This is a genomic window from Sphingomonas sp. MMS12-HWE2-04, assembly GCF_044881185.1.
GTDB lineage: Bacteria > Pseudomonadota > Alphaproteobacteria > Sphingomonadales > Sphingomonadaceae > Sphingomonas.
Genome location: NZ_CP173254.1, coordinates 3,440,051 through 3,462,236, shown reverse-complemented (window position 1 = coordinate 3,462,236; position 22,186 = coordinate 3,440,051). Strand labels below are relative to the sequence as shown.

Genomic DNA, 22,186 nt, shown 5'->3' with positions numbered 1-22,186 from the left:
TTTCGAGAATTGGGTATGCCGAACCGGATCGGAGTTCAATCCTCGAAACGCGGCGGTCGCTTCTGCATGTTGGCCATCACCGCTTCGATCTGGTTGGGCGTCCGCAGCAGCGCCGCCTGCTCCTCGCTCTCGGCCGTCAGAATGCCTCCGGCATCGCCTTCCAGATTGGCGAGCCGCTTGGCCGCGCGGATCGCGTGCGGGTTGCGCCCGGCGATCGCCTGCGCCAGTGCCATCGCTTCGGCATGCGGGTCGTCGGCAATCCGCGTGACGAAGCCCAGCGCCCGGCCTTCCTCGGCGTCGAACTCGCGCGCGGTATAGGCCAGCTCGCGCAGCGCATCGTCGCGCACGCTGCCGCGCCACAGCGCATAGCCGGCCATGTCGGGGACGATGCCCCATTTAATCTCCATCACCGAAAGCCGCGTGCCCGGCGCGGCGATGCGGATGTCCGCGCCGCTGGCGATCTGCAGCCCGCCGCCGAACGCCACGCCGTGGAGCGCCGCGATCACCGGCACCGCCAGCGTCCGCCAGCCCCACGCGACCTGCTGGAAGTCATTGGCCGGCCCGTGCGTCCGCGCCGCGAGGTCGATGCCCGATCCGGCGCTCGCCATGCTCGCCATGTCGAGCCCCGCGCAAAAGCCGCGCCCTTCGCCCGACAACACCACTGCGCGCAGCCCCGGCGCCGCGGCGAGCGTCGCGATCGCATCGATGATGCCGGCGAACATCGCCGGATCGAGTGCGTTGAGCTTGTCGGGCCGCGCCAGGCGGACGTCGGCGACGCCCTCGGCGATGGCGATGGTCACGCGCGTCTCGGTCATGGCTTCCTCTCGTCCTGCTTGGAGCAAAGCATAGGGCAATTCCTTGCCATGGGGAGGCGCTTCGCGCTGGCGAGCAGTCGATCGTCGCGACGCCCGGCGCGAACGCGCGTTACATCGCCATGATGCGGCGCTAAACGAGCGGCGATGAGCGACGCCGCCGCACCCCGGGCCTTCGACCCCCGCATCCTGCTCGCCGGGCGCGGCGGCCATGGTGGGCGGCTGGGGCTCGGCTATCAGGCCCATGGCGATGACTGGGCTGAACTGCTGCTGCCCTATCGCCCCGAACTGGTCGGCAATGTCGAGACCGGCGTGCTCGCATCCGGACCCGTGCTCACCTTGATGGACATGGCGACCAGCCTCGCGGTGTGGCTCAAGCTTGGCGGCTTCCGTCCGCACGCAACGCTCGACCTGCGCATCGATTATCTGCGCCCAGCCAAGCCTGACGCGACGGTGATCGGGCGCGGCGAATGCTATAGGCTGACCCGCTCGGTAGCGTTCGTCCGCGGTCAGGCGCATGACGGCGATCCCGACGATCCGCTGGCGCATGTCGCCGGCACGTTCATGGCGGCGGAGGCATATTGGTGATGCCGCCCTATGCAGATCTGCTCGGGATCAGCCTCGAGCCTGGCGAGACGGCGCCAACCTTGCTGCTCCCGTTCGGCGACCATCTGCTCGGCCGGCCCGCGTTCCTGCATGGCGGCGCGATCGGCGGACTGCTCGAAATGGCTGCGATCGCCGCGCTCAAACAGGCGCTGGGCGACGATTCCAACGCCCGGATCAAGCCGATCAACCTCACCGTCGATTACATGCGCGGCGGCCGCGACAAGCTTACGCGCGCCCGCGGCCATGTCACACGGCTGGGAAACCGCGTCGCCAATGTTGAGGCGCGTGCGTGGCAGGACGAGCCCGACCGGCCGATCGCCGCGGCGCGTATCAATTTCCTGATCGCGCGCTGATCGGGCCTAGCGGGCCGGGGTAAGCTTGAGCAGCCGTCCCTGCGATTCACCGCCATCCTCGAGTAGCCAAATCGCGCCGTCCGGCCCCTGTTCGACTTCACGGATGCGCGCGGCCATATCCCATTGGTCACCCTTGGTCGCGTTGGTGCCGTTGACGTCGACTCGGATCAGCGCCTTGCCCGAGAGCGCGGGGATGAAGATGTCGCCCTGCCATTGCGGGAAAGCCTTGCCCGAATAGACGATCAGGTCAGCCGGCGAGATCGACGGATTCCACCAGACCTTGGGTGGCTCAAATCCATCGCCAGGCTTGTGATCGGGGATGTCGCTGCCATCGTAATTGCTGCCGTTCGAGGCGTTGGGCCAGCCGTAATTCCTGCCCGGTTGAACCAGATTGACTTCGTCGCCTCCCTTGGGGCCCATCTCGATCTCCCAGAGGTTGCCCTTCGCGTCGAAGGCGATGCCGAGTAGATTGCGGTGGCCATAAGACCAGATTGTCGGATCGAAGCCTTTGGCCGCCAGCGGGTTGCCTGCCGCCGGCGTGCCGTCGTCGTTGAGGCGCAGCACCTTGCCGAGCGTCACTTTGGGATCCTGTGCCGGTGTGAATTTCTGCCGTTCGCCGTTGGTGAAGAACAGATGGCCGTCGGGCGCGAAGGCGATCCGGCCTGAGAAATGGCCGTTGCCCTCGACATAGCTGTTTGCGCGGAACAGCGTCTCGATCTTGCCCAGCTCGGGCACAGCGCCTTCGACGAAGGTTCCCCGCGCGAGCACTACGCCCTTGAGGCCATCCGCACGCGCTTCAGAATAGCTGAAATAGACCAGATGATTTTGCGCGAATTTCGGATGGAGGACCACATCCATCAGCCCGCCCTGGCCCTCGGCCATCACCGGCATGGTGGCGATCGGGGTTTTGGTCTTGCCGTCGGCCGAGACGAGCAGCAGCGTCCCCGCCTTCTCGGTGACCAGCATCCGGCCATCGGGAAGGAAGGTCATTGCCCAGGGTGCGTCGAAATCGGCGATGGTGGTGACAGTGAACGGCTTGCCTGCGCTCGCAGACGTCGCCCTTTCCTGCGCCTGGGCTCCCGATTGCGGATTGCAGGCGGCGAGCAACGCGGCGGGAAGCAGGATCAGCGACTTCATCGGACCGGTCTCCATTCTGGTTTCGGCGCAAACGCCTAACGGCTGCATGTGTCTCCGTCATCCAGCTGCCGCCAAAAACATTTCGACCCCGGTATTAAGTTGCGTATGAATCCGGAATTGCGCAATTTTATGCCTTTGGGCATCATGCGGGCATTCGAGCTTAGCGGGGGCCAAGTCGATGCGAACAATGCGACTGCTGTCGGCAGCCCTGGCTGCCTGCGTGCTTTTTTCCCGGGCGGCTTCGGCCGATACCACGCCGCCGAGCATCGCCGCGCTCGTCGCGCCCGCCTCGATCGAGGATCCCGCGCTCTCGCCCGATGGCGCGTTCGTTGCCGCCAAGACGTTGGTCGACGGTCGCCCGCGGCTCGCGTTGTTCGATGCCGACGATCCAGCAAAGGGAGCGCGCCCGGTCGCGCTTCCCGAGATCGAGCGGCTCGAATGGTATCGCTGGCTGGCGCCTGGCCGGCTTCTGGTCAGCCTGCTTACGCAGGGCGCGCGTCCGACCACCCGGCTGATTGCGGTCGATGTCGCCGGCGGGCGTCTGGTCCAGATTGGCCCGGTTCGCGATGCCGCGGAGGGCAGCGAAGTCATCCATATCGATGTCTCTGCGGGATTCCTGCTGCTAGAGTCCGTCGCGCCGGAGCAGCAGACCCCGTCGGTCTATCGGCTCGATCTTGCCAGCGGCGCGATGCGGCTCGCGGTCGCCGCGCAGCCGCATGTCTGGGACTGGTATGTCGATTCGGCGGGCGTGGTCCGTGCCGGCATGGCAGTCGAGGGCAAGCAATCCTGGATGCTCTATCGTCGCCACGATGGCGATCGGTTCAGTCGCTCGGCCAAGGACGCGCGCGGCATCGAATTGGGCCGGTTCGAGGCAGTGCGGGGCAGCGACCAGGGCTATGCGATGGCCGAGGCCCGCAGCGGCCGGATCGGACTTTTCCGTTATGATTTCGCCAAGGGCCGGCTCGGCGCCCTCGTCTACGAGAACCCGCAAGTCGATGTCGACAGTTTCGAGACCGGCGAGGACGGCCGGTTGCTTGCGGTAAGCTACAGCGGCGACCGAGACCAAACCTTGTGGTTCGATCCCGCGCTCGCCGCGCGCCAGCGGGTAATCGACGCGGCAATCCCTGGCCGCGTCAACCGAATCCTCTCGTCCAGCGCCGACGAGCGCCGGCTGCTGATCTGGAGCGGCGCGGCGACCGATCCCGGCGCCTTCTATCTCTATTCCGATGGCCGCGCGTCGCTGCTCGCGCCGATCAATGCGGCGCTGGCGGGCGCGCATCTCTCGGAGATGACCGCGATACGCTATCGGGCGCGCGACGGCTTGATGCTCTCGGGCTATCTCACGCTTCCCGTCGGACGCGATCCCCGGAAACTGCCGCTGATCGTGATGCCGCATGGCGGCCCCTTCGCGCGCGACGATTGGGGTTATGATCCCTGGGTCCAGTATCTCGCGGGAAAGGGCTATGCCGTGCTTCAGCCCAATTTCCGCGGCTCGACGGGGTTCGGGCGCGATTTCGTCGAAAAGGGCGATGGCGCCTGGGGCCGGGGCATGCAGGACGATGTCGATGATGGGGTCGCCTGGCTGGCGCAGCAGGGCATAGCCGATGCCGGCCGCGTCTGCATTATGGGGGCGTCCTTCGGCGGCTATGCCGCAATGTGGGCGGCAGTGCGCGATCCCGACAAATATCGCTGCGCGATCGCTTTTGCGGGTATCTCCGACGTGGGCGCGCAGCTCGATTATGATCACAAGACGTTCGAGGAAAAGCCGTTCCGGGCGTGGAGGCGGCGAATCCAGGGCAAGGCGCCATCGCTCGATGCGCTGTCGCCGATCAAGTTCGTCGATCGCATGACCGTTCCGATCCTGATCGGCCACGGCACCGACGACGATACCGTGCCCCCCGACCAGTCGATTCGCCTGCACGATGCGCTTACCCGGCTGGGCCGCGATCACGGCTATGTCGCCTATCCCGGTGCGGGCCACAGCCTCGATACGCCCGAGGACAATGAAGATTTTCTCCAGCGGGTGGGCCGCTTCCTCGACGCACATAATCCGGCATAAGCGCCTCTTGCCCCCATCGGGCGGAGCGCGTATATCGCACGTGCTTTCTCGACATCGTCAAACATGCCGAGGTCGGGGCCCGCAGGGCTCCGGCGCTGAAGCTGCTTGGCTATTTGGAGCATGTGCGTGGCGAACATCGCCGAACTGACGAAGCTGATCGAACCCGAAGCGCAGGCGCTCGGGTTGGCACTCGTGCGCGTCAAGATGTTCGGCGGCCAATCGGATCCCACGCTCCAGGTGATGGCCGAGCGCCCTGATACGCGCCAGCTGACGATCGACGATTGCGCCGACCTGTCGCGCCGGATCTCGGATCGGCTCGACGAGCTCGAAGCCGCGGGCCGCGATCCGATCGATTATGCATATCGGCTCGAAGTCAGCTCGCCGGGCATCGATCGCCCGCTTACTCGTCTCCAGGATTTCGAGGACTGGAAGGGCCATGAGGCGCGAATCAACCTCGCCGAGCCTACCGAGGATGGCCGCAAGCAGCTGACCGGCGACCTAGTCGGCGCCGAAGACGGCAAGGTGACCATTGATGTGCGCAAGCATCGCGAAGTCACGGTGCCGTTCGCGCAGGTGGCCGATGCCAAGCTGCTGATGACCGACCGGCTGATCGCCGCTACCGCACCGCTCTCTGCCGAGGGCGCCGACAAGATTATCGAAGTGGAAGGATAAAGGATGGCCACTGCCATTTCCGCCAACAAGGCCGAACTGATTGCGATCGCCAATTCGGTCGCGAAGGAGAAGCTGATCGACAAGGCCATCGTCATCGAGGCGATGGAAGACGCGATCCAGCGCGCGGCCAAGAACCGCTATGGCATCGAGAACGACATCCGCGCCAAGCTGGATCCGATCTCGGGCGATCTGCGCCTGTGGCGCGTCGTCGAAGTGGTCGAGGCGGTCGACGATTATTTCAAGCAGGTCGACCTGAAGGGCGCGCAGAAGCTCCAGAAGGACGCAAAGGTCGGTGACTATATTGTCGATCCGCTGCCTCCGATCGAATTTGGCCGCATCCAGGCGCAGGCATCGAAGCAGATCATCTTCCAGAAGGTCCGCGATGCCGAGCGCGAGCGCCAGTTCGAGGAATTCAAGGACCGCATGGGTGAGATCATCACCGGCGTGGTCAAGCGCGTCGAGTTCGGCCATGTCGTCGTCGATCTGGGCCGCGCCGAGGGTGTGATCCGCCGCGATGCACAGATCCCGCGCGAGGTCGTTCGCGTCGGCGATCGTGTCCGCTCGCTGATCCTCAACGTCCGCCGCGAAAATCGTGGCCCGCAGATCTTCCTCAGCCGCGCGCATCCCGACTTCATGAAGAAGCTGTTCGCGCAGGAAGTGCCGGAGATCTATGACGGCATCATCGAGATCAAGGCCGCGGCCCGCGATCCGGGCTCGCGCGCCAAGATCGGCGTGATCAGCCATGATTCGTCGATCGATCCGGTCGGCGCCTGCGTCGGCATGAAGGGTTCGCGCGTCCAGGCCGTCGTGCAGGAGATGCAGGGCGAGAAGATCGACATCATCCCCTGGTCGCCGGACACTGCGACCTTCGTGGTCAACGCGCTGCAGCCGGCCAATGTCAGCCGCGTCGTGATCGACGAAGAGGATGACCGCATCGAAGTCGTCGTCCCCGACGATCAGCTTAGCCTCGCGATCGGCCGTCGTGGTCAGAATGTTCGGCTGGCCAGCCAGCTGACTGCCAAGGCGATCGACATCCTCACCGAGGCCGATGCCAGCGAGAAGCGCCAGAAGGAATTCGTCGCCAACAGCGAGCTGTTCCAGAACGAGCTCGACGTCGACGAGACGCTGGCCCAGCTACTGGTCGCCGAAGGCTTCGGCAGCCTCGAAGAAGTCGCCTATGTCGAGCTCGGCGAAATCGCCGGCATCGAAGGGTTTGACGAAGAGCTCGGCCAGGAACTGCAGAGCCGTGCGCAGGAAGCGCTCGATCGCCGCGAGGAAGCCAATCGCGAGCTGCGTCGCAGCCTGGGCGTCGAGGACGATCTGGCGACCATGCCCTATCTCACCGAGGCGATGTTGGTCACGCTCGGCAAGGCAGGCGTCAAGACGCTCGATGACCTCGCGGATCTCGCGACCGACGAGCTGGTGCAGAAGAAGCGCCAGGAGCCGCGCCGCCGCGCCGAGAACGCCAAGACCAGCGAGCGCGCCGAGGATAAGGGCGGGATCCTCGCCGAATATGGCCTGAGCGACGAGCAGGGCAACGAGATCATCATGGCCGCGCGCGCGCATTGGTTTGATGACGAAGAGCCGGCTGCGGCCGGTGCGGAGGACGCTGTTGCGGACTCCGAACAATGATACCGCTGGCGTAACCGCCAAGGCCGACTCCTCGCCTGCCTCCGGGCAGGCGAGCGAGCCGCTGCGCACCTGCATCCTTTCGCGCGAGGAATCGCCGCGCGAAGGGCTGGTGCGACTCGCGCTCTCGCCGGACGGCGATGTGCTTCCCGACATTCGGGCCAAGGCCCCGGGCCGCGGCGCCTGGATCGGGGTGCCGCGCGCCGAACTCGAAGCCGCGCAGGCCAAGGGCAAGCTCAAGGGCGCGCTGGCGCGGGCGTTCAAAACGCAAGACTTGCGGATCCCCGACGATCTTGGCGAACGCATTGCGGCTCAACTTGAGCGCAACCTGCTCGATCGCCTGGGTCTCGAGGCCAAGGCGGGCTATGTCACTATCGGTGGCGAGAAGCTCGACAAGGCGGCGCGCTCGGGCAAGCTGCACTTGTTGCTGCATGCGTCTGACGCCGGCAGCGACGGCGCCGGCAAGCTGGCCCAGGCATGGCGCGTGGGCTCGGATACCGAAGGAAGCGGGCGCAAGGGCTTAACATTGCCGCTTTCCCGCACCATATTGTCTTTGGCGCTGGGCCGCGAAAATGTGGTACATGCCGGCCTGACAGATTCCAAGGCGGCCAAACGCGTGAGCGAAGCGCTCGCGCGCTGGCTGCACTTTATCGGACCCGAACCCGCTCCCCGCCCTTGCGAAACAGGCTCGCAAGGCGCATCGGCGTTCCCGCCGAGCGGATCGCCGAACACGACGAACTCGACTGAAGGACTTTGAGCACGCGCATGAGCGATACTGAAAACGAAAAGCCGAAACTGGGCATGCGCGCGCCGCTGGCGATCAAACGCACGGTCGAGACGGGCAAGGTGAAGCAGAGCTTCAGCCATGGCCGTCAGAATACGGTGATCGTCGAAACCAAGAAGGCGCGTGTCTTCCGCAAGCCGGGCGAAGGTCCGGCTGAGGCATCGGCACCTGCTCCCGAGCCAGCGCTCGAAGCGGCTGCTCCGGTTGCTGCGCCTGCGCCTGTGGCTGTCCCGCGCCCGCCCGCCTCGAACGAGACCGCGCAGGAGCGCCAGACCCGGATGCTGCGGGAGGCCGAAGACCAGCGGATGCAAGCGCTTGAGGAAGCGCGGCGCCGTGAAGAGCGCGAGCGTGTCGAGGCCAGTGAGGCCGAAGCCCGCCGCGCCGAGGAAAAGGCGCGCGCTGAGGCAGAGGCCGCCCAGGCGGCTGCGCCTGCTCCGGAGCCCGAGGCTAAGGCCGCCGAGCCGGCGCCGGAACCCGCGCCTGCGCCTGCTGCGGCACCGACCACGGCACCCAAGCCGACGCCAGCGCCTGCACCTGCTCCCGCGCCTGAGCCGGTTGCCATCCAGCTGGATCCCAGCCGGCCTGCGCCGCGCCTGTTCACCCCGGTGCAGCGTCCCGAGATTCCCAAGCCCCAGCCCAAGCCCGAGCCGCAGCCGGCGCAACCGGCGCAGCGTCCCGCTGCTGCCGCGTCGCCGTCGGCACCGGCTGCGCGCCCCGCAGTAGGCGGAGGCCCAGCCCCGATCCGCCGCGGCCCCGAACCCGCGCGTCCGCAGCAGCGCGACCGCAAGGGCGACGATCGCCGCCAGTCGGGCAAGCTCACCGTCAATCGCGCCCTTGGCGGCGATGATGGCGCGCGCGCCCGCAGCCTTGCCGCGCTCAAGCGTGCGCGGGAAAAGGAAAGCCGTCGCTCGTTCGGCGGTCCGCGCGAGCCGCAGATCAAGCAGGTCCGCGACGTGGTCGTCCCCGAGGCGATCACCGTCCAGGAACTTGCGAATTGTATGGCCGAGAAGGGCAGCGACCTGGTGAAGGCGCTGTTCAAAATGGGCATGCCGGTCACGATCACTCAGACGATCGACCAGGACACCGCCGAACTGCTGGTGACCGAATTCGGCCACAACATCGTGCGCGTGTCCGAGAGCGACGTCGACATCCAGGCGGATACCAGCGAGGATGCGGCGGAACTACTCCAGCCGCGTTCGCCGGTGGTCACGATCATGGGTCACGTCGATCATGGCAAGACGTCGCTGCTCGACGCGCTGCGCGGCACCGATGTCGTCAAGGGCGAGGCCGGCGGCATTACCCAGCATATCGGCGCCTACCAGGTCACGCTGAAGGACAAGTCGCGGATCACGTTCCTCGACACGCCGGGCCACGAGGCGTTCACTCAGATGCGCGCCCGCGGTGCCGATATCACCGACATCGTCGTGCTGGTGGTCGCCGCGAATGACGGTCTGATGCCGCAGACGATCGAGGCGATCAACCACACCAAGGCGGCCGGCGTGCCGATGATCGTGGCGATCAACAAGGTCGACCTGGACAGCGCCAACCCGCAGCGCGTGCGCGAGCGTCTGCTCGAGCACGACGTGCAGGTGGAGGAAATGGGCGGCGAGACGCAGGACGTCGAAGTCTCCGCGCTCAAGAAGATCGGGCTCGACGCGCTGATCGAGAAGATCCAGCTCCAGGCCGAACTGCTCGACCTCAAGGCCAATCCCGATCGCGAGGCCGAAGGCACGGTGATCGAGGCCAAGCTCGACAAGGGCCGTGGTCCGGTGGCGACCGTGCTGGTCAATCGCGGCACGCTCAAGGTGGGTGACGTGTTCGTCATCGGCGCCGAGAGCGGCAAGGTCCGCGCGCTGGTCAACGACAAGGGCCAGCAGGTCAAGGAAGCCGGCCCGGCCGTTCCGGTCGAAGTGCTCGGCCTCTCCGGCGTGCCGATGGCGGGCGATCCGCTCCAGGTCGTCGAGAACGAGGCACGTGCCCGCGAAGTCGCCGAATATCGCCAGGGCGTCGCGCTCCAGAAGCGCACGACCAATGCACCCGCCAGCCTCGAGAGCATGTTCTCGGCGCTTAAGGAAAAGCAGGCGATGGAATATCCGCTGGTCGTCAAGGCGGATACCCAGGGTACGGTCGAGGCGATCGTCGCGGCGATCAACAAGATCAGCACCGACGACATCAAGGCGCGCGTGTTGCACGCCGGCGTTGGCGGCATCACCGAAAGCGACGTCACGCTCGCCGGCGCTGCCGGTGCGCCGATCATCGGCTTCAACGTCCGTCCGAATGCCAAGGCGCGCGAAATCGCCGAGCGCAACAAGGTCGCGTTCAAATATTATGACGTGATCTACGACCTGACCGACGAGATCCGCGCCGGCATGGCCGGCCAGCTCGGCCCGGAAGCCTTCGAAACGGTCGTCGGCCGCGCCGAGATCAAGGAAGTCTTCTCGGCAGGCAAGCACGGCAAGGCGGCGGGTCTGCTCGTCACCGACGGTGTCATCCGCAAGGCGCTCAAGGCGCGTATCACCCGGGACGATGTCATCATCTACCAGGGCGAGATCGCCTCGCTGCGCCGCTTCAAGGACGATGTCGCCGAAGTGCGCGCGGGCCTGGAATGCGGTGTGACGTTCAGCCAGAACTTCACCGACATCAAGGCGGGCGACTATCTCGAGACCTTCGAGGTCGAGCTGCGCGAGCGCACGCTCTGATCTTCAACCCCCTCCCGTTCGCGCGGGAGGGGGGCGGATCACACGCGCTGCCGGTCCTGTTCCCCTGCGAAAACAAGGGGCCCGGAGCGCCGGGCGCGACGCCTGTGACCTTGGACCCCCGCTTTCGCAGGGGAACCTTTCGTCGCCCGTCAGGCGAGACTAGAGTTTGGCCATGAAGCACACCGAAACCTCCGAAAACCGCTCGGTCCGCCTGCTCAAGGTGGGGGAGCAGGTGCGCCATGTGCTGAGCGAGATTCTCCAGCGCGGCGACGTTCATGACGATGTTCTGGCGAAGCACCTTGTGTCGATCACCGAAGTGCGCATGTCGCCCGACCTGCGCCACGCCACGGTGTTCGTGAAGCCGCTGCTCGGCAAGGACGAGGATGCGGTGATCAAGGCGCTGCGCACCAACACTGCCTATCTCCAGCGCGAAGTCGCGGCGCGGGTGAAAATGAAATACGCCGCGCGGCTCAAGTTCCTAGCGGACGAGAGCTTCGACGAGGGCAGCCATATCGACAAGCTGCTGCGCTCGCCGGAGGTGGCGCGCGATCTTGGCGATTCCGACGAGGATTGATTCCGTCGCTCGGTGGCGCATGATAGCATCATGCGCACGCTGATCCTGTTTCTCCTGCATTGTACCTTTTGGGCGCTGCCAGCACATGCTCAGGTCGGTGCGCTCCAGACGGATTGCGCGCTCGGCGGGCAAGGCAAAGAGGGCTATCAGTTCGTGGCGACCTGTCCTGGCAGGGCCCGCTCGCCGGACGGACGCTTCGCCGTGGTCCAGCGAGCCTATCAGGACTGGCAGCCTCCGATCGAGCTGCGGGATGCAAAAGACCGGGTGGTGGCCAGGCTGCCCGGCCTCAGCGACGACATGCCGTTCACGGTCCATTGGGCGCCCAATTCGCGGTGGTTCTTCGTCAATCACCATGTCGGCTCGTTCATGGACGTGTTGCGCATCTTCGAGATCGCCGGCGGCAAGCCGATCGAGCGCCCCGCGCTGGTTCGCTCAGCGGTGAAGATCGCATCGCGGCGCTATCCTTGCCTGCGCCCGGACATGATCCTGCCCAGCGGCACGCGCTGGACCCGAGGCGGCCGCGCGATCGTGCTGGTGACGATCAGTCGCGTCGATGCGTGCAGTGCCGACTACACCGAAAGGCCCGGCAGCTGGCAGCCGCTCTGGATGATCGGCGATGTGCGGACCGGCATGGTGGAAGCCCGATCGATTCAGGTGGATCGCAGCGATACTGGCCTGCGCGAACCGCGCGGGGGGCTTTACTCGCGGCGCTGACCCTCGGAAGAAGCGCCCATGGCCAAGCTTTATTTCTACTATGCCTCGATGAATGCGGGCAAATCGACCACGCTCCTCCAGGCCGATTTCAACTATCGCGAGCGCGGCATGCGCACCTTGCTGCTCACCGCCGGCATCCATGACCGCGGCGGCAAGGGCGTGATCGATTCGCGGCTCGGCATCAGCGCCAGCGCCATTGCCTTCGACGAGGCGACCGATTTGCGCCGCATCGCCGAGGACGAGCATTACCGTGCGCCGATTGCCTGCGTGCTGGTCGACGAATTGCAGTTCCTTTCGCCGGCCCAGGTGCGCCAGCTGGCACATCTTGCCGACGAGGTCGGTATCCCGGTGCTAGCCTATGGGCTGCGCACCGATTTCCAGGGACGGCTCTTCCCCGGTTCGGCCGAACTGCTCGCGCTCGCCGACTCGCTCGTCGAGATCAAGTCGATCTGCGAGTGCGGCCGCAAGGCGACGATGAACCTGCGCGTCGATGCGCAAGGCAATGCCGTGCGCCAGGGCGAGCAAAAGGAGATTGGCGGCAACGAGCGCTATGTCGCGTTGTGCCGGCGCCACTTCATGCAGCGCACGGCGGCCTATGGCGGCGAGGGGAAGGGCTGAGGCGCTGGCGGCGTTCCCGCCGCTCGGCTAGGGCGCGGCCATGCACGGCTGGATCATCCTCGACAAACCCCTTGGCCTCGGTTCCACCCAGGGCGTGAGCGCGGTCAAGCGCGCGCTGCGCGCCGCCGGCTACGGCCCGAAGATGAGAGATATGCCCAAGGTCGGCCATGGCGGCACGCTCGATCCGCTGGCGACCGGGGTACTGCCGATCGCGGTCGGCGAGGCCACCAAGCTGGCCGGGCGCATGCTCGACAGCGACAAGGTCTATACCTTTACGATCGGCTTCGGCGTGGAAACCGACACGCTGGACCTGGAGGGCAGTCCGGTGGCGACGTCGGACGAACGCCCGACCCGTGCCGGGATCGAGGCCATTCTGCCGCGGTTTACCGGCCCGATCGCGCAAGTGCCGCCGGCATATTCGGCGCTCAAGGTCGATGGCGAGCGCGCCTATGATCTCGCCCGGGCCGGCGAGGCGGTGACGCTCGCCAGCCGCAATGTGACGATCCATGCGTTGAGCCTCGAGACGCAGGACGCGGACTCGGCAACGCTCACCGCGCACGTCTCAAAGGGGACCTATATCCGCAGCCTTGCGCGCGACATCGCGCAGGCGCTCGGCACGGTCGGCCATGTCACCCTGCTGCGGCGGACCAAGGCCGGCCCGTTTACCCTCGGTTCGGCGATTTCGCTGGACAAATTGGACGAGGCCGCTAAGGCACGCGCGCTTGAACACCTACTCCTGCCGCTGAGGGCGGGGCTGGACGACATCCCGGCTCTATCCCTCACGCCCGACCAGGCAGGGCTGCTCCGCCAGGGGCAGGTTCTGGCCGGGGCCGCCGCCGAAGATGGCCAATACTTCGCGACGCTGGACGCTGTGCCGGTCGCGCTGGTGGAGGCTCAATCCGGACTCGTCCGGGTCGTCCGCGGCTTCAACCTGTAAAAAGATGTCGTAGGATAAAGACAATGTCGATCACGCAGGAGCGCAAGGATGCGCTCGTCAAGGAACATGGCCGCGAGAGCGGCGACACCGGCAGCCCCGAAGTCCAGGTCGCGATCCTCACCGAGCGCATCGTCAACCTGACCGAGCACTTCAAGACCCACGCGAAGGACAATCACTCGCGCCGCGGTCTGCTGCTGATGGTCAACAAGCGCCGTTCGCTCCTCGACTATCTGAAGAAGAAGGACGCGGGACGCTACGCAGAACTCATCGCGAAGCTTGGCCTTCGCAAGTGACTTAAGGGCGCCTTCGGGCGCCCTTTTGCAATCGGGCCGCCGGCACTCCGGCCAGCGGCTCCCAGGGGTGACACTCACTCCGAACCGTACGGGCCGGACAGCCCGCCCATAGGCCCCCGCTGCATCGGGCAGCGGGAGTGAAGGAAATCCAATGTTCGACAAGAAGACTGTATCGATCGAGTGGGGCGGCAAGACGCTGACGCTCGAAACGGGCAAGGTTGCCCGCCAGGCCGACGGCGCGGTGATCGCGACGCTCGGTGAAACCGTGGTGCTGTGCGCCGTCACCGCCGCCAAGAACGTCAAGGAAGGCCAGGACTTCTTCCCGCTGACCGTGCACTATCAGGAGAAGTTCTCCGCGGCCGGCCGTATCCCCGGCGGCTTCTTCAAGCGCGAGCGCGGCGCCACCGAGAAGGAGACGCTGGTATCGCGTCTCATCGACCGCCCGATCCGGCCGCTCTTCCCCGAGGGCTTCTACAACGAGATCAACGCCATCGCTCAGGTGCTGAGCTATGACGGCGAGAACGAGCCCGACATCCTCGCGATGGTCGCTGCTTCGGCAGCGCTTACCATCTCGGGCGTGCCCTTCATGGGCCCGATCGGCGCCGCACGCGTCGGCTATGTCGATGGCGAGTATATCCTCAACCCGACCGACGAGCAGGTTGTCGCCGGCGATCTCGACCTCGTCGTCGCGGCCACCCACGACGCCGTGATGATGGTCGAATCCGAAGCCAAGGAGCTTTCGGAAGAGATCATGCTCGGCGCCGTGCTGTTCGCGCATGACGCCTGCCGCCAGGTCGTCAAGGCGATCATCGGCCTCGCCGAGAAGGCCGCGAAGGATCCGTGGGAGCTCAAGAGCGACGACACCGCGACTGCCGTCAAGGCCGAGCTCAAGAAGCTCGTCGGCAAGGACATCGAGGCGGCTTACAAGCTGACCAACAAGTCCGAGCGTTCGAGCGCGATCAACGAGGCCCGCGCCAAGGCGAAGGTCGCGATGTCGGAAAAGACCCCGCAGGAGCAGCTCGTCGCCGCCAAGCAGGTCAAGAAGCTCGAGGCCGACATCGTCCGCACCGCCATCCTCAAGGACGGCAAGCGCATCGATGGCCGCACGACCAAGCAGATCCGTCCGATCGAGGCCGAGGCACACTTCCTGCCCCGCGCGCATGGTTCGGCGCTGTTCACCCGCGGCGAGACCCAGACGATCGCGACCTGCACCCTGGGCACCCGCGACGCCGAGCAGATGATCGACGGTCTCGGTGGCCTCAGCTACCAGCACTTCATGCTGCACTATAACTTCCCGCCCTATTCGGTCGGTGAAGTCGGGCGCTTCGGCGCGCCGGGCCGTCGCGAAGTCGGCCATGGCAAGCTGGCATGGCGTGCGCTGCACCCGGTGCTGCCGAGCAAGGAAGAGTTTCCCTACACGATCCGCCTCACCAGCGACATCACCGAGTCGAACGGCTCGTCGTCGATGGCGTCGGTCTGCGGCGGCAGCCTCGCGCTGATGGATGCCGGCGTGCCGATCAAGCGTCCGGTCTCGGGCATCGCAATGGGCCTCATCCTCGAGGGCAAGGACTTTGCCGTCCTATCGGACATCCTCGGCGACGAGGATCATCTCGGCGACATGGACTTCAAGGTTGCGGGCACGTCCGAAGGCATCACCACGATGCAGATGGACATCAAGATCGCCGGCATCACCAAGGAGATCTTCGAAGTCGCGCTGATGCAGGCCAAGGAAGGCCGCGCCCACATCCTCGGCGAAATGGCCAAGGCGCTCGACCACACGCGTGAGGAGCTGTCGGCACACGCACCGCGCATCGAGACCTTCTCGATCGACAAGTCGAAGATCCGCGAAGTCATCGGAACGGGCGGCAAGGTGATCCGCGAGATCGTCGCCACCACCGGCGCCAAGGTCGACATCGACGACGAGGGCGTGATCAAGGTCAGCTCGTCGGATCCGGCGCAGATCGAAGCCGCGATCAAGTGGATCAAGGGCCTCGTTGAAGAGGCCGAGGTCGGCAAGGTCTATAACGGCAAGGTCGTCAACCTCGTCGATTTCGGTGCGTTCGTGAACTTCATGGGCGGCAAGGACGGCCTCGTCCACGTCTCGGAGATCAAGAACGAGCGCGTCGAGAAGGTCTCGGACGTCCTCAGCGAAGGCCAGGAAGTCAAGGTCAAGGTCCTCGAGATCGATCAGCGCGGCAAGGTTCGCCTGTCGATGCGCGTCGTCGATCAGGAGACCGGCGAAGAGCTGGAAGATACGCGTCCGGCGCGTGAGCCCCGTGAAGGCGGCGATCGCGGCCCGCGCGGCGACCGTGGTGATCGCGGCGATCGTGGTGACCGTCAGCGGGGCGGTGGCCGTGGTGGCGATCGCGGCCCGCGTCGCGAAGGCGGGGACCGTGGTCCGCGCGGCGAAAGCCGTGGCGATCGTGGCCCGCGCCCCGAGCGTTCGGAGAGCAAGGATGACGGCGGCGATATCGGCCTGCCGGCATTCCTCACCGGCGGCGACGACTGAGTTCGACGCTAGGCTGAACGAACAGGGGGTCCGGGAAACCGGGCCCCTTTTTCGTGCAGTCAGTCTCCAGCGGCGGATCGCGACAGGAAAGCTCGCGACAGGCCATGATACAGGCGCTCGCGGCATACCCAGGTGCTCACCAGGTCTGCGATCAGCGCCGTGGCGAACAGCGGGATGATCATGCCGCGGCTCGCAGTGGCTTCGATCAGGATGATCACGCCGGTAAGAGGCGCGCGGACCACGCCGACGAAATAGGCAATCATGCCTAGCAGCACGATCGTTCCGACGGGCGCACCGCCAAAGAGCGGGGCAAGCAGATTGCCCAGCCCGGCGCCGACCGACAGCGACGGCGCAAAGACACCGCCGGGCACGCCGCTGAGCGCGGTTGCCAGCGATGCCCCGAACTTGGCGAGGCCGAACCAGCCAGGCTGACCATCTCCCTCGATCATCGCGCGCGTCGCGCCATATCCCGTGCCCCAAGTGGCGCCGCCGCTGGCGATGCCGATGATCGCCACTGCCAATCCCAGCGCCGCGGCCCAGGCGACTGGCCGTGCCTTTATCCGCCGGATCCATTCGGTGCGCCCGGCCGCGAAGCCCAGCAGCGCGCGGCTGAACAGGCCGCCGGCCAACCCGCCCGCAATGCCCGCCACCGGAGCGGCGAGCAGCACGATGTGTACCGGCAGCGTCTGGCCGAGCGCGCCGAAATAAACATAGTCGCCGGCGATCCCCAGGCTTACCATGCCCGCGACCATCACGGCGCCCATCACCAGCACCGCCACCCGTTGCTCATAAGCGGCGGCCAGTTCTTCGATAGCGAAGGCTACGCCGGCCAGCGGCGTGTTGAACGCCGCGGCGACGCCAGCCGCGCCGCCGGCGATGTAGACGCCGGCGCTGAGCGGCACGCGCAGCAGCCGGTGGCATGCCACCATGATCGCCGCGCTCGATTGCACCGTCGGCCCCTCGCGCCCTACCGATCCGCCCGCGGCAAGCACGCCGAGCGTCATCGCCACCTTGGCGAACGCTGTGCGCAACGAGACCAGCGGTGCGGCGCGCGCGTCCTCGGGCATGCGGGAGGCGGCGATCACTTGGGGGATGCCCGATCCGCGGGCCTCTTTCGCCCAGCGATGGGTGCCATAGGCCATCACAGCGAAGGTGAGCGGCGTGAGCGCCAGCGGCGCATAGGGGTAGGCGGCGACCAGCCGGAGGAACAGTTCCTGCGCGCGGTCGCCCAGCCAGGCGAAGGCGAGCGCGGCAAGCCCGAGCAGCACGGCGCCGGCGCCGGTGGCCAGGCGGCGGTGGAATATGGCGAGCGACGCTATCGAGGGGTGCGGCTTGCGCAAGCGATCGAGGCGGCGGAGCAATTTGCCGAACATGGCGCCATTCGGGCCTCCGGACGACGATTGGCAACCCCAAAACCGTCCGGTCGACAAGCCCCGGCAGCCTATCGACCCTCCGGAGGCGGACGGGATTAATGGCGCCGGAAGGAACGCCCAGCGCCGCCCCGCGCTTTGTAGCGGGGGCACAGGCAGGACACAGGATGGACGAAAAGGGGCGCGACGCCCACAGCCCATGGCGGATGCCATGGGCGGCGTGGAAGGCCGTGGCGGTGCGGAGCTGGAAAGAGGCATCCGACGATAATATTGGCCTCGTCGCTGCGGGCGTCGCCTTTTACGGGTTTCTGGCGTTGGTGCCGCTGCTCGCCGCGGTGGTGCTCTGCTACGGCATTTTTGCCGACCCGGAGACGGTGATCCGCCACGTCCGCGCCCTTGCGGAACTGGCGCCGCCGGACATTGCGCGGACGCTCGGAGGGCAACTGCTCGATCTCGTCCACGCGTCGGATGGCAAGAAGGGCATCGGCGTGCTGTTCGCGCTCGCGGTCGCGCTGTTCGGCGCCCGCAATGGCGCGGGCGCAGTCATCACCGCGCTGAACATCGCCTATGAGGAGAAGGAGAAGCGAAACTTCTTCCGCGTCAACCTGACTGCGATCGCGATTACGGCCGCGGCAGTGATCGGCGCCGTCCTCGTGGCGATCGCCGTCGCCGCGCTCGGCGCGTTGGAGAATCTGGCGCCGATCGCCAATGAGGCGCTGCTGGTGCTCGGCACGGTCGTTACCTATGCGCTGCTGACGCTGGCCGGGGCGGCAGGAGCGGCTGCGCTTTATCGGTTCGGACCATCGCGGCATCGCGCCAAATGGAGCTGGATCAGCCCGGGATCGCTGTTCACCGCGCTGTTCTGGTTGCTGATCACGCTCGGGTTCGGCGCCTATGCCGCCAATCTGGGCAAGTTCGACGCGACCTATGGCGCGCTGGGCGCGGTCGCCGCGCTGCTCACCTGGCTGTATCTTTCGGCTTACATCCTGTTGTTCGGCGCTGAGCTCAATTCTGAACTCGAGCACCAGACTGCGGTTGATACCACGACCGGCGCGCCGCAACCGTTGGGTCAGCGCCGTGCCTGGGTGGCCGATCATGTCGCGCAGGGCACCGAGGCGGGGCAGGATGAGCCCGAGGTGGTGGAGCGCCCCTTCAAGTCACCGCCGCGCGTGCCAGTCGCGCGCGACCAGGAGAGCTTTGTCGCATCGCGCGTCGGCGCTGGCGCGGCGCACGCCAGTGGCTTGCCGAGAGTTGGCTGGATCACGTCCGGCGTCGCGACGTTCGGGCTGGCGCTGCTGCGCCGCAAGGGTCGCGCGGGGCCGGGGCTTGCGCTCGTCGCCGCGGCCGCGGGCCTTTCGTGGCTGCGCAGGCGCGACTGACAGGAAAGAAATGCGGACCTTCTGTTGGGAAGGTCCAGGGGGTTCTGTTGCCCGGCCCCCCTGGTGGCCGCTGGAATCCGCTTCTGTTGCCCGGTGCGGTCCAACCGCGCATTTTAGAATAACCTTAGGCCGTTAAGCCTTGGGGTTACGCCGCAATAGCGAGTGCTTCGTTATCGTTGGCACTTGTGTTTCAGGCCGTCACAGTGGCCCACGCTGAGAAATAGATGGCGCTTTTCAACACACGTCGATCCTAGTTCGGCCCCGTCAGAAACTCCGGTTTCCCGGAGGCTTTTGGTGGAGCCGGCGGGTACTGCCCCCGCGTCCGCTGCATCTATTGCACGCCTTCGTTTATCCCCATAGCCGACCGAAGCCGGCAGAACCCATATAGGACGCCGGGCGCTTAATGAAAAGGTCAGGTTGCATTCTCTAGGGCGTCGCTAGGTCTTCACAGTGCCGCAAGGAATTGGCATGGAGAGTGCATCATGTTGACGCAGCGTTCCCGCTACGCGCTCCGCGCTATGCTCATTCTTGCCGAACAGCCCGTGGATGGCGCGCCGATGCCGATGAATCGCATCGCAGCCCAGGCGAATGTGCCGCGCAAATTCCTCGAGCTGATCTTGGCCGATCTGCGCGAGGCCGGCTTCCTTTTGTCCACCCGCGGCAAGATGGGGGGCTATCGCCTGGCGCGCGGATCGCACCTGATCTCGCTGGGCGAGATCATTCGGGTGATCGAGGGCCCCCTGGCGCTGGTGCCGTGCGTCAGCCGCACTGCCTATCGCTCGTGCGGGGATTGCCATGACGAGGCGAGCTGCGCGATTCGCCGCGCCTTTGCCCGCGTGCGCGATGAGACCGCGCGCATCCTAGACGGCACCAGCCTAGCCAATGCCGCCGCGGAGGAGCTTGCCGCCGCCTAGACGGTGGGCCGCTTGCGCAGTTCGTCGCGAATTTCGCGTAGCAGCGCCACATCGGCGGGATCCGCTGCCGGTTCCGCCGTGCCCTCGGCCTTTTCGCGCTCGACGCTGGCGATCATCTTGTTGACGCTGCGCACCAGCAGAAAGACGATGAAGGCGAGGATGAGGAAGTTGATCACCACGGTGACGAACTCGCCATAGCCGAACAGCGGCACGCCGGCCGATTTCAGCGCGGCATAATCGTCGGGCGAGCCCTTATAGGTCGCCGGAATCGCGGCAAGCCGGATGAAGTAGCTCGAAAAGTCGAACCCGCCGAACAGCCAGCCGATCACCGGCATGATGATGTCGTCGGTCAACGATTTGGTGATCGTGCCGAACGAGGCGCCGATGATCACGCCCACGGCTAGATCGAGCACATTGCCGCGCGCGATGAAGGTCCGGAATTCCTTCAGCATAGGCCTCTTCTCCTTCTCAAAAACCCGAATTCGCCTCAACCATGTCCGATTTCGCTTTCGGGCTCTAGTGTTGCCGTCGTATAAGACACTTCTCGACAAGATCCGGAGGATCATCCAGGTGATGAAGTTTCGTGCCGTTATCGCCCTTGCCGGCGCCGCCCTGCTCTCGGCCTGCGGGCTCAACAGCGTGCCCACCGCCGAGGAAAATGCCAAGGCACGCTGGGCCGATGTCCAGACCAATTATCAGCGCCGCGCCGACCTGATCCCCAATCTGGTCGCTACGGTGAAGGGTGCCGCAGGCTCCGAGGGCAAGATCCTCAACGACGTGGTCAACGCCCGCGCCAAGGCGACATCGATCCAGGTTAGCGGCGAGGATCTCACCGATCCCGCCAAGGTCTCGGCGTTCAACCAGGCGCAGAACGGCCTGTCGCTGTCGCTCCAGCGCCTGCAGGAAGCCTATCCGCAGATCCAGAGCCAGGGCAATTTCAAGACGCTGATGGATCAGCTCGAAGGCACCGAGAACCGCATCGCGATCTCGATCCGCGATTACAACACCGCGGTGCAGGCATATAACACCCGCATCCGCACCTTCCCTGACGCGGTCGGCGCCAAGATCTTCTATGGCGCCAAGCCCCTGACGCCATTCCAGGCCCAGGCTGGCGCGGACAAGGCCCCCAAGGTCGATTTCGGGAACAGCAACTGATCCTGAGCACCGGTCTGTGCCGCATGCGCGCTGTATGGCGGTGCGGCACGGACCGGCGCGGCGGGGCGTTCCATGTTGGAGCCCTGCGAACATCCCTAGGATCACGCCATGAAATGGTTGCGTTATCTGCTTGCCTTGTTGTTGCTCCTCCCGCTCGCGGTCCAGGCGCAAACCTTCCCCAAGCGCGATCGCGAGCCCGTGGTCGATGCCGCCAATCTTCTGAATGCCGCGCAGAAGGCGCAAATCACTGCGCTCGCCGAAGACATCAACAAGGCGACGACGCGCCAATTCGTCGTCGCGACGATCCCCGATCTGCAGGGCTATCCGATCGAGGATTATGGCTACAAGCTCGGCCGCGCCTGGGGCTTGGGTCAGAAGGACGCCAATAACGGCATTCTCCTCATCGTCGCGCCCAACGAGCGTAAGGTCCGCATCGAAGTCGGCTACGGACTCGAGCCGATCATGACCGATGCGATGTCGAGCAGCATCGTTCAGGATGTCATCCTTCCGCGTTTCAAGGCGGGCGACATGCCGGGCGGGATCGTCGCCGGCGCGCAGGCGATCGGCGAGCAGATGAAGCTGCCGCTCGAGGCGGCCGAGGCCCGCGCCAAGGCGCAGGCCGACAAGCAGGCGACGACGCAGACGCGTCGCTCGAAGAGCGGCGGCTTCCCCTGGGGACTGGTCTTCTGGGGAATCATCTTCGTCTTCGTGCTGTTGCCGATGTTCGGCGCTGGCCGCCGCAGCCGGCGGGGGCCCTGGGGGAAAAGCTATCGCAGCCGCGATGGTGGCAGCGCCTGGCCGATCGTCCTTTGGTCTATTGCTGACGAGATCAGCCGCAGCTCGCGCAGTTCCGGCGGTGGATCGAGCGGTTGGGGCGGCGGTGGCGGCAGTGACTGGGGCGGGGGCGGGGGCGGGGGCTTCTCCGGCGGCGGCGGATCGTTCGGAGGCGGTGGCGCCTCGGGGAGTTGGTGA

21 protein-coding genes and 1 other RNA gene are annotated in these 22,186 nt (G+C 66.0%); 17 read left to right on the top strand and 5 right to left on the bottom strand.

Annotated elements, in window-relative coordinates:
* Window positions 1-35: 35 nt before the first annotated feature.
* Window positions 36-815: a crotonase/enoyl-CoA hydratase family protein gene (locus tag AB2M62_RS16245; protein ID WP_404335458.1), complete on the bottom strand. Its 780-nt coding sequence runs from the start codon at window positions 813-815 to the stop codon at window positions 36-38.
* A gap of 144 nt (window positions 816-959) precedes the next feature.
* Between AB2M62_RS16245 and AB2M62_RS16240 the strand changes: the two genes are divergently transcribed.
* The gene (locus AB2M62_RS16240) at window positions 960-1,400 is read left to right on the top strand and encodes a PaaI family thioesterase (protein ID WP_404335456.1); all 441 of its coding nucleotides are present in this window, start codon (window positions 960-962) and stop codon (window positions 1,398-1,400) included.
* Window positions 1,397-1,771 carry a PaaI family thioesterase gene (locus AB2M62_RS16235; protein WP_404335455.1) on the top strand — a complete coding sequence of 125 codons (375 nt, stop codon included), beginning with the start codon at window positions 1,397-1,399 and terminating at the stop codon, window positions 1,769-1,771. The genes AB2M62_RS16240 and AB2M62_RS16235 overlap by 4 nt, the downstream gene beginning before the upstream one ends.
* Before the next feature lie 6 nt (window positions 1,772-1,777).
* Here the strand turns inward: AB2M62_RS16235 and AB2M62_RS16230 are convergent, their stop codons facing one another.
* A complete protein-coding gene (locus tag AB2M62_RS16230; protein WP_404335453.1) occupies window positions 1,778-2,908 on the bottom strand; it encodes a PQQ-dependent sugar dehydrogenase in 1,131 nt (376 codons plus the stop codon).
* 220 nt (window positions 2,909-3,128) lie between these two features.
* On the opposite strand from AB2M62_RS16230, the gene AB2M62_RS16225 reads away from it, so the two are divergent.
* The 11 genes from AB2M62_RS16225 to pnp all read left to right on the top strand — a co-directional run bounded on the left by AB2M62_RS16225 (window position 3,129) and on the right by pnp (window position 16,396).
* Window positions 3,129-4,967 carry an alpha/beta hydrolase family protein gene (locus AB2M62_RS16225; protein WP_404335451.1) on the top strand — a complete coding sequence of 613 codons (1,839 nt, stop codon included), beginning with the start codon at window positions 3,129-3,131 and terminating at the stop codon, window positions 4,965-4,967.
* Window positions 4,968-5,093: 126 nt separating this feature from the next.
* On the top strand, window positions 5,094-5,639 hold the full coding sequence (gene rimP / locus AB2M62_RS16220) for a ribosome maturation protein RimP (protein WP_404335449.1): 546 nt from the start codon (window positions 5,094-5,096) through the stop codon (window positions 5,637-5,639).
* A 3-nt stretch (window positions 5,640-5,642) separates the two neighbouring features.
* A complete protein-coding gene (gene nusA / locus AB2M62_RS16215) occupies window positions 5,643-7,271 on the top strand; it encodes a transcription termination factor NusA (RefSeq protein ID WP_404335447.1) in 1,629 nt (542 codons plus the stop codon).
* Window positions 7,252-8,025 (top strand): DUF448 domain-containing protein, encoded by a 774-nt coding sequence (locus tag AB2M62_RS16210; protein WP_404335445.1) that lies wholly within the window; start codon window positions 7,252-7,254, stop codon window positions 8,023-8,025. The genes nusA and AB2M62_RS16210 overlap by 20 nt, the downstream gene beginning before the upstream one ends.
* Window positions 8,026-8,033: 8 nt before the next feature.
* On the top strand, window positions 8,034-10,751 hold the full coding sequence (gene infB, locus AB2M62_RS16205) for a translation initiation factor IF-2 (protein ID WP_404335443.1): 2,718 nt from the start codon (window positions 8,034-8,036) through the stop codon (window positions 10,749-10,751).
* Between the two features lie 172 nt (window positions 10,752-10,923).
* Entirely contained in the window at window positions 10,924-11,325 is a 402-nt protein-coding gene (gene rbfA, locus AB2M62_RS16200; RefSeq protein ID WP_404335441.1) for a 30S ribosome-binding factor RbfA, read from the top strand.
* Window positions 11,326-11,355: 30 nt separating this feature from the next.
* Entirely contained in the window at window positions 11,356-12,039 is a 684-nt protein-coding gene (locus tag AB2M62_RS16195) for a hypothetical protein (RefSeq protein ID WP_404335440.1), read from the top strand.
* A gap of 18 nt (window positions 12,040-12,057) precedes the next feature.
* Window positions 12,058-12,657, top strand: coding sequence for a thymidine kinase (locus tag AB2M62_RS16190; RefSeq protein ID WP_404335439.1), 600 nt, complete (start codon window positions 12,058-12,060; stop codon window positions 12,655-12,657).
* A gap of 40 nt (window positions 12,658-12,697) precedes the next feature.
* Window positions 12,698-13,594, top strand: coding sequence for a tRNA pseudouridine(55) synthase TruB (gene truB / locus AB2M62_RS16185; protein ID WP_404335437.1), 897 nt, complete (start codon window positions 12,698-12,700; stop codon window positions 13,592-13,594).
* Between the two features lie 23 nt (window positions 13,595-13,617).
* On the top strand, window positions 13,618-13,887 hold the full coding sequence (gene rpsO, locus AB2M62_RS16180; protein ID WP_404335435.1) for a 30S ribosomal protein S15: 270 nt from the start codon (window positions 13,618-13,620) through the stop codon (window positions 13,885-13,887).
* 151 nt (window positions 13,888-14,038) lie between these two features.
* A complete protein-coding gene (gene pnp / locus AB2M62_RS16175; protein WP_404335433.1) occupies window positions 14,039-16,396 on the top strand; it encodes a polyribonucleotide nucleotidyltransferase in 2,358 nt (785 codons plus the stop codon).
* A gap of 59 nt (window positions 16,397-16,455) precedes the next feature.
* On the opposite strand, the gene AB2M62_RS16170 is transcribed toward pnp, so the two are convergent.
* Complete coding sequence (locus AB2M62_RS16170; protein WP_404335432.1) at window positions 16,456-17,769, bottom strand: chloride channel protein; 1,314 nt, start codon at window positions 17,767-17,769, stop codon at window positions 16,456-16,458.
* A 164-nt stretch (window positions 17,770-17,933) separates the two neighbouring features.
* Between AB2M62_RS16170 and AB2M62_RS16165 the strand changes: the two genes are divergently transcribed.
* Window positions 17,934-19,145 (top strand): YihY/virulence factor BrkB family protein, encoded by a 1,212-nt coding sequence (locus AB2M62_RS16165; RefSeq protein WP_404335430.1) that lies wholly within the window; start codon window positions 17,934-17,936, stop codon window positions 19,143-19,145.
* Window positions 19,146-19,216: 71 nt separating this feature from the next.
* Here AB2M62_RS16165 and ssrA read toward each other — a convergent pair.
* Window positions 19,217-19,559: a transfer-messenger RNA gene (ssrA, locus tag AB2M62_RS16160) on the bottom strand.
* Between the two features lie 68 nt (window positions 19,560-19,627).
* Between ssrA and AB2M62_RS16155 the strand changes: the two genes are divergently transcribed.
* Window positions 19,628-20,059 (top strand): RrF2 family transcriptional regulator, encoded by a 432-nt coding sequence (locus AB2M62_RS16155; RefSeq protein WP_404335429.1) that lies wholly within the window; start codon window positions 19,628-19,630, stop codon window positions 20,057-20,059.
* Here the strand turns inward: AB2M62_RS16155 and mscL are convergent.
* Window positions 20,056-20,511 (bottom strand): large conductance mechanosensitive channel protein MscL, encoded by a 456-nt coding sequence (mscL, locus tag AB2M62_RS16150; RefSeq protein WP_404335427.1) that lies wholly within the window; start codon window positions 20,509-20,511, stop codon window positions 20,056-20,058. The two genes, AB2M62_RS16155 and mscL, sit on opposite strands and share 4 nt — an antisense overlap.
* A gap of 121 nt (window positions 20,512-20,632) precedes the next feature.
* Here mscL and AB2M62_RS16145 point away from each other — a divergent pair, with 121 nt between their 5' ends.
* Window positions 20,633-21,214, top strand: a complete 582-nt coding sequence (locus AB2M62_RS16145; protein ID WP_404335425.1) for a LemA family protein — start codon at window positions 20,633-20,635, stop codon at window positions 21,212-21,214.
* Between the two features lie 108 nt (window positions 21,215-21,322).
* The gene (locus tag AB2M62_RS16140) at window positions 21,323-22,186 is read left to right on the top strand and encodes a TPM domain-containing protein (protein ID WP_404335423.1); all 864 of its coding nucleotides are present in this window, start codon (window positions 21,323-21,325) and stop codon (window positions 22,184-22,186) included.

Bases quoted from the DNA above. Each gene is read 5' to 3' on its own strand.
- AB2M62_RS16245 (WP_404335458.1), bottom strand. From the start codon at position 815: ATGACCGAGACGCGCGTGACCATCGCCATCGCCGAGGGCGTCGCCGAC.
- AB2M62_RS16240 (WP_404335456.1), top strand. From the start codon at position 960: ATGAGCGACGCCGCCGCACCCCGGGCCTTCGACCCCCGCATCCTGCTC.
- AB2M62_RS16230 (WP_404335453.1), bottom strand. From the start codon at position 2,908: ATGAAGTCGCTGATCCTGCTTCCCGCCGCGTTGCTCGCCGCCTGCAAT.
- nusA (WP_404335447.1), top strand. From the start codon at position 5,643: ATGGCCACTGCCATTTCCGCCAACAAGGCCGAACTGATTGCGATCGCC.
- infB (WP_404335443.1), top strand. From the start codon at position 8,034: ATGAGCGATACTGAAAACGAAAAGCCGAAACTGGGCATGCGCGCGCCG.
- rbfA (WP_404335441.1), top strand. From the start codon at position 10,924: ATGAAGCACACCGAAACCTCCGAAAACCGCTCGGTCCGCCTGCTCAAG.
- AB2M62_RS16195 (WP_404335440.1), top strand. From the start codon at position 11,356: ATGCGCACGCTGATCCTGTTTCTCCTGCATTGTACCTTTTGGGCGCTG.
- AB2M62_RS16190 (WP_404335439.1), top strand. From the start codon at position 12,058: ATGGCCAAGCTTTATTTCTACTATGCCTCGATGAATGCGGGCAAATCG.
- truB (WP_404335437.1), top strand. From the start codon at position 12,698: ATGCACGGCTGGATCATCCTCGACAAACCCCTTGGCCTCGGTTCCACC.
- rpsO (WP_404335435.1), top strand. From the start codon at position 13,618: ATGTCGATCACGCAGGAGCGCAAGGATGCGCTCGTCAAGGAACATGGC.
- pnp (WP_404335433.1), top strand. From the start codon at position 14,039: ATGTTCGACAAGAAGACTGTATCGATCGAGTGGGGCGGCAAGACGCTG.
- AB2M62_RS16170 (WP_404335432.1), bottom strand. From the start codon at position 17,769: ATGTTCGGCAAATTGCTCCGCCGCCTCGATCGCTTGCGCAAGCCGCAC.
- AB2M62_RS16165 (WP_404335430.1), top strand. From the start codon at position 17,934: ATGGACGAAAAGGGGCGCGACGCCCACAGCCCATGGCGGATGCCATGG.
- AB2M62_RS16155 (WP_404335429.1), top strand. From the start codon at position 19,628: ATGTTGACGCAGCGTTCCCGCTACGCGCTCCGCGCTATGCTCATTCTT.
- mscL (WP_404335427.1), bottom strand. From the start codon at position 20,511: ATGCTGAAGGAATTCCGGACCTTCATCGCGCGCGGCAATGTGCTCGAT.
- AB2M62_RS16145 (WP_404335425.1), top strand. From the start codon at position 20,633: ATGAAGTTTCGTGCCGTTATCGCCCTTGCCGGCGCCGCCCTGCTCTCG.
- AB2M62_RS16140 (WP_404335423.1), top strand. From the start codon at position 21,323: ATGAAATGGTTGCGTTATCTGCTTGCCTTGTTGTTGCTCCTCCCGCTC.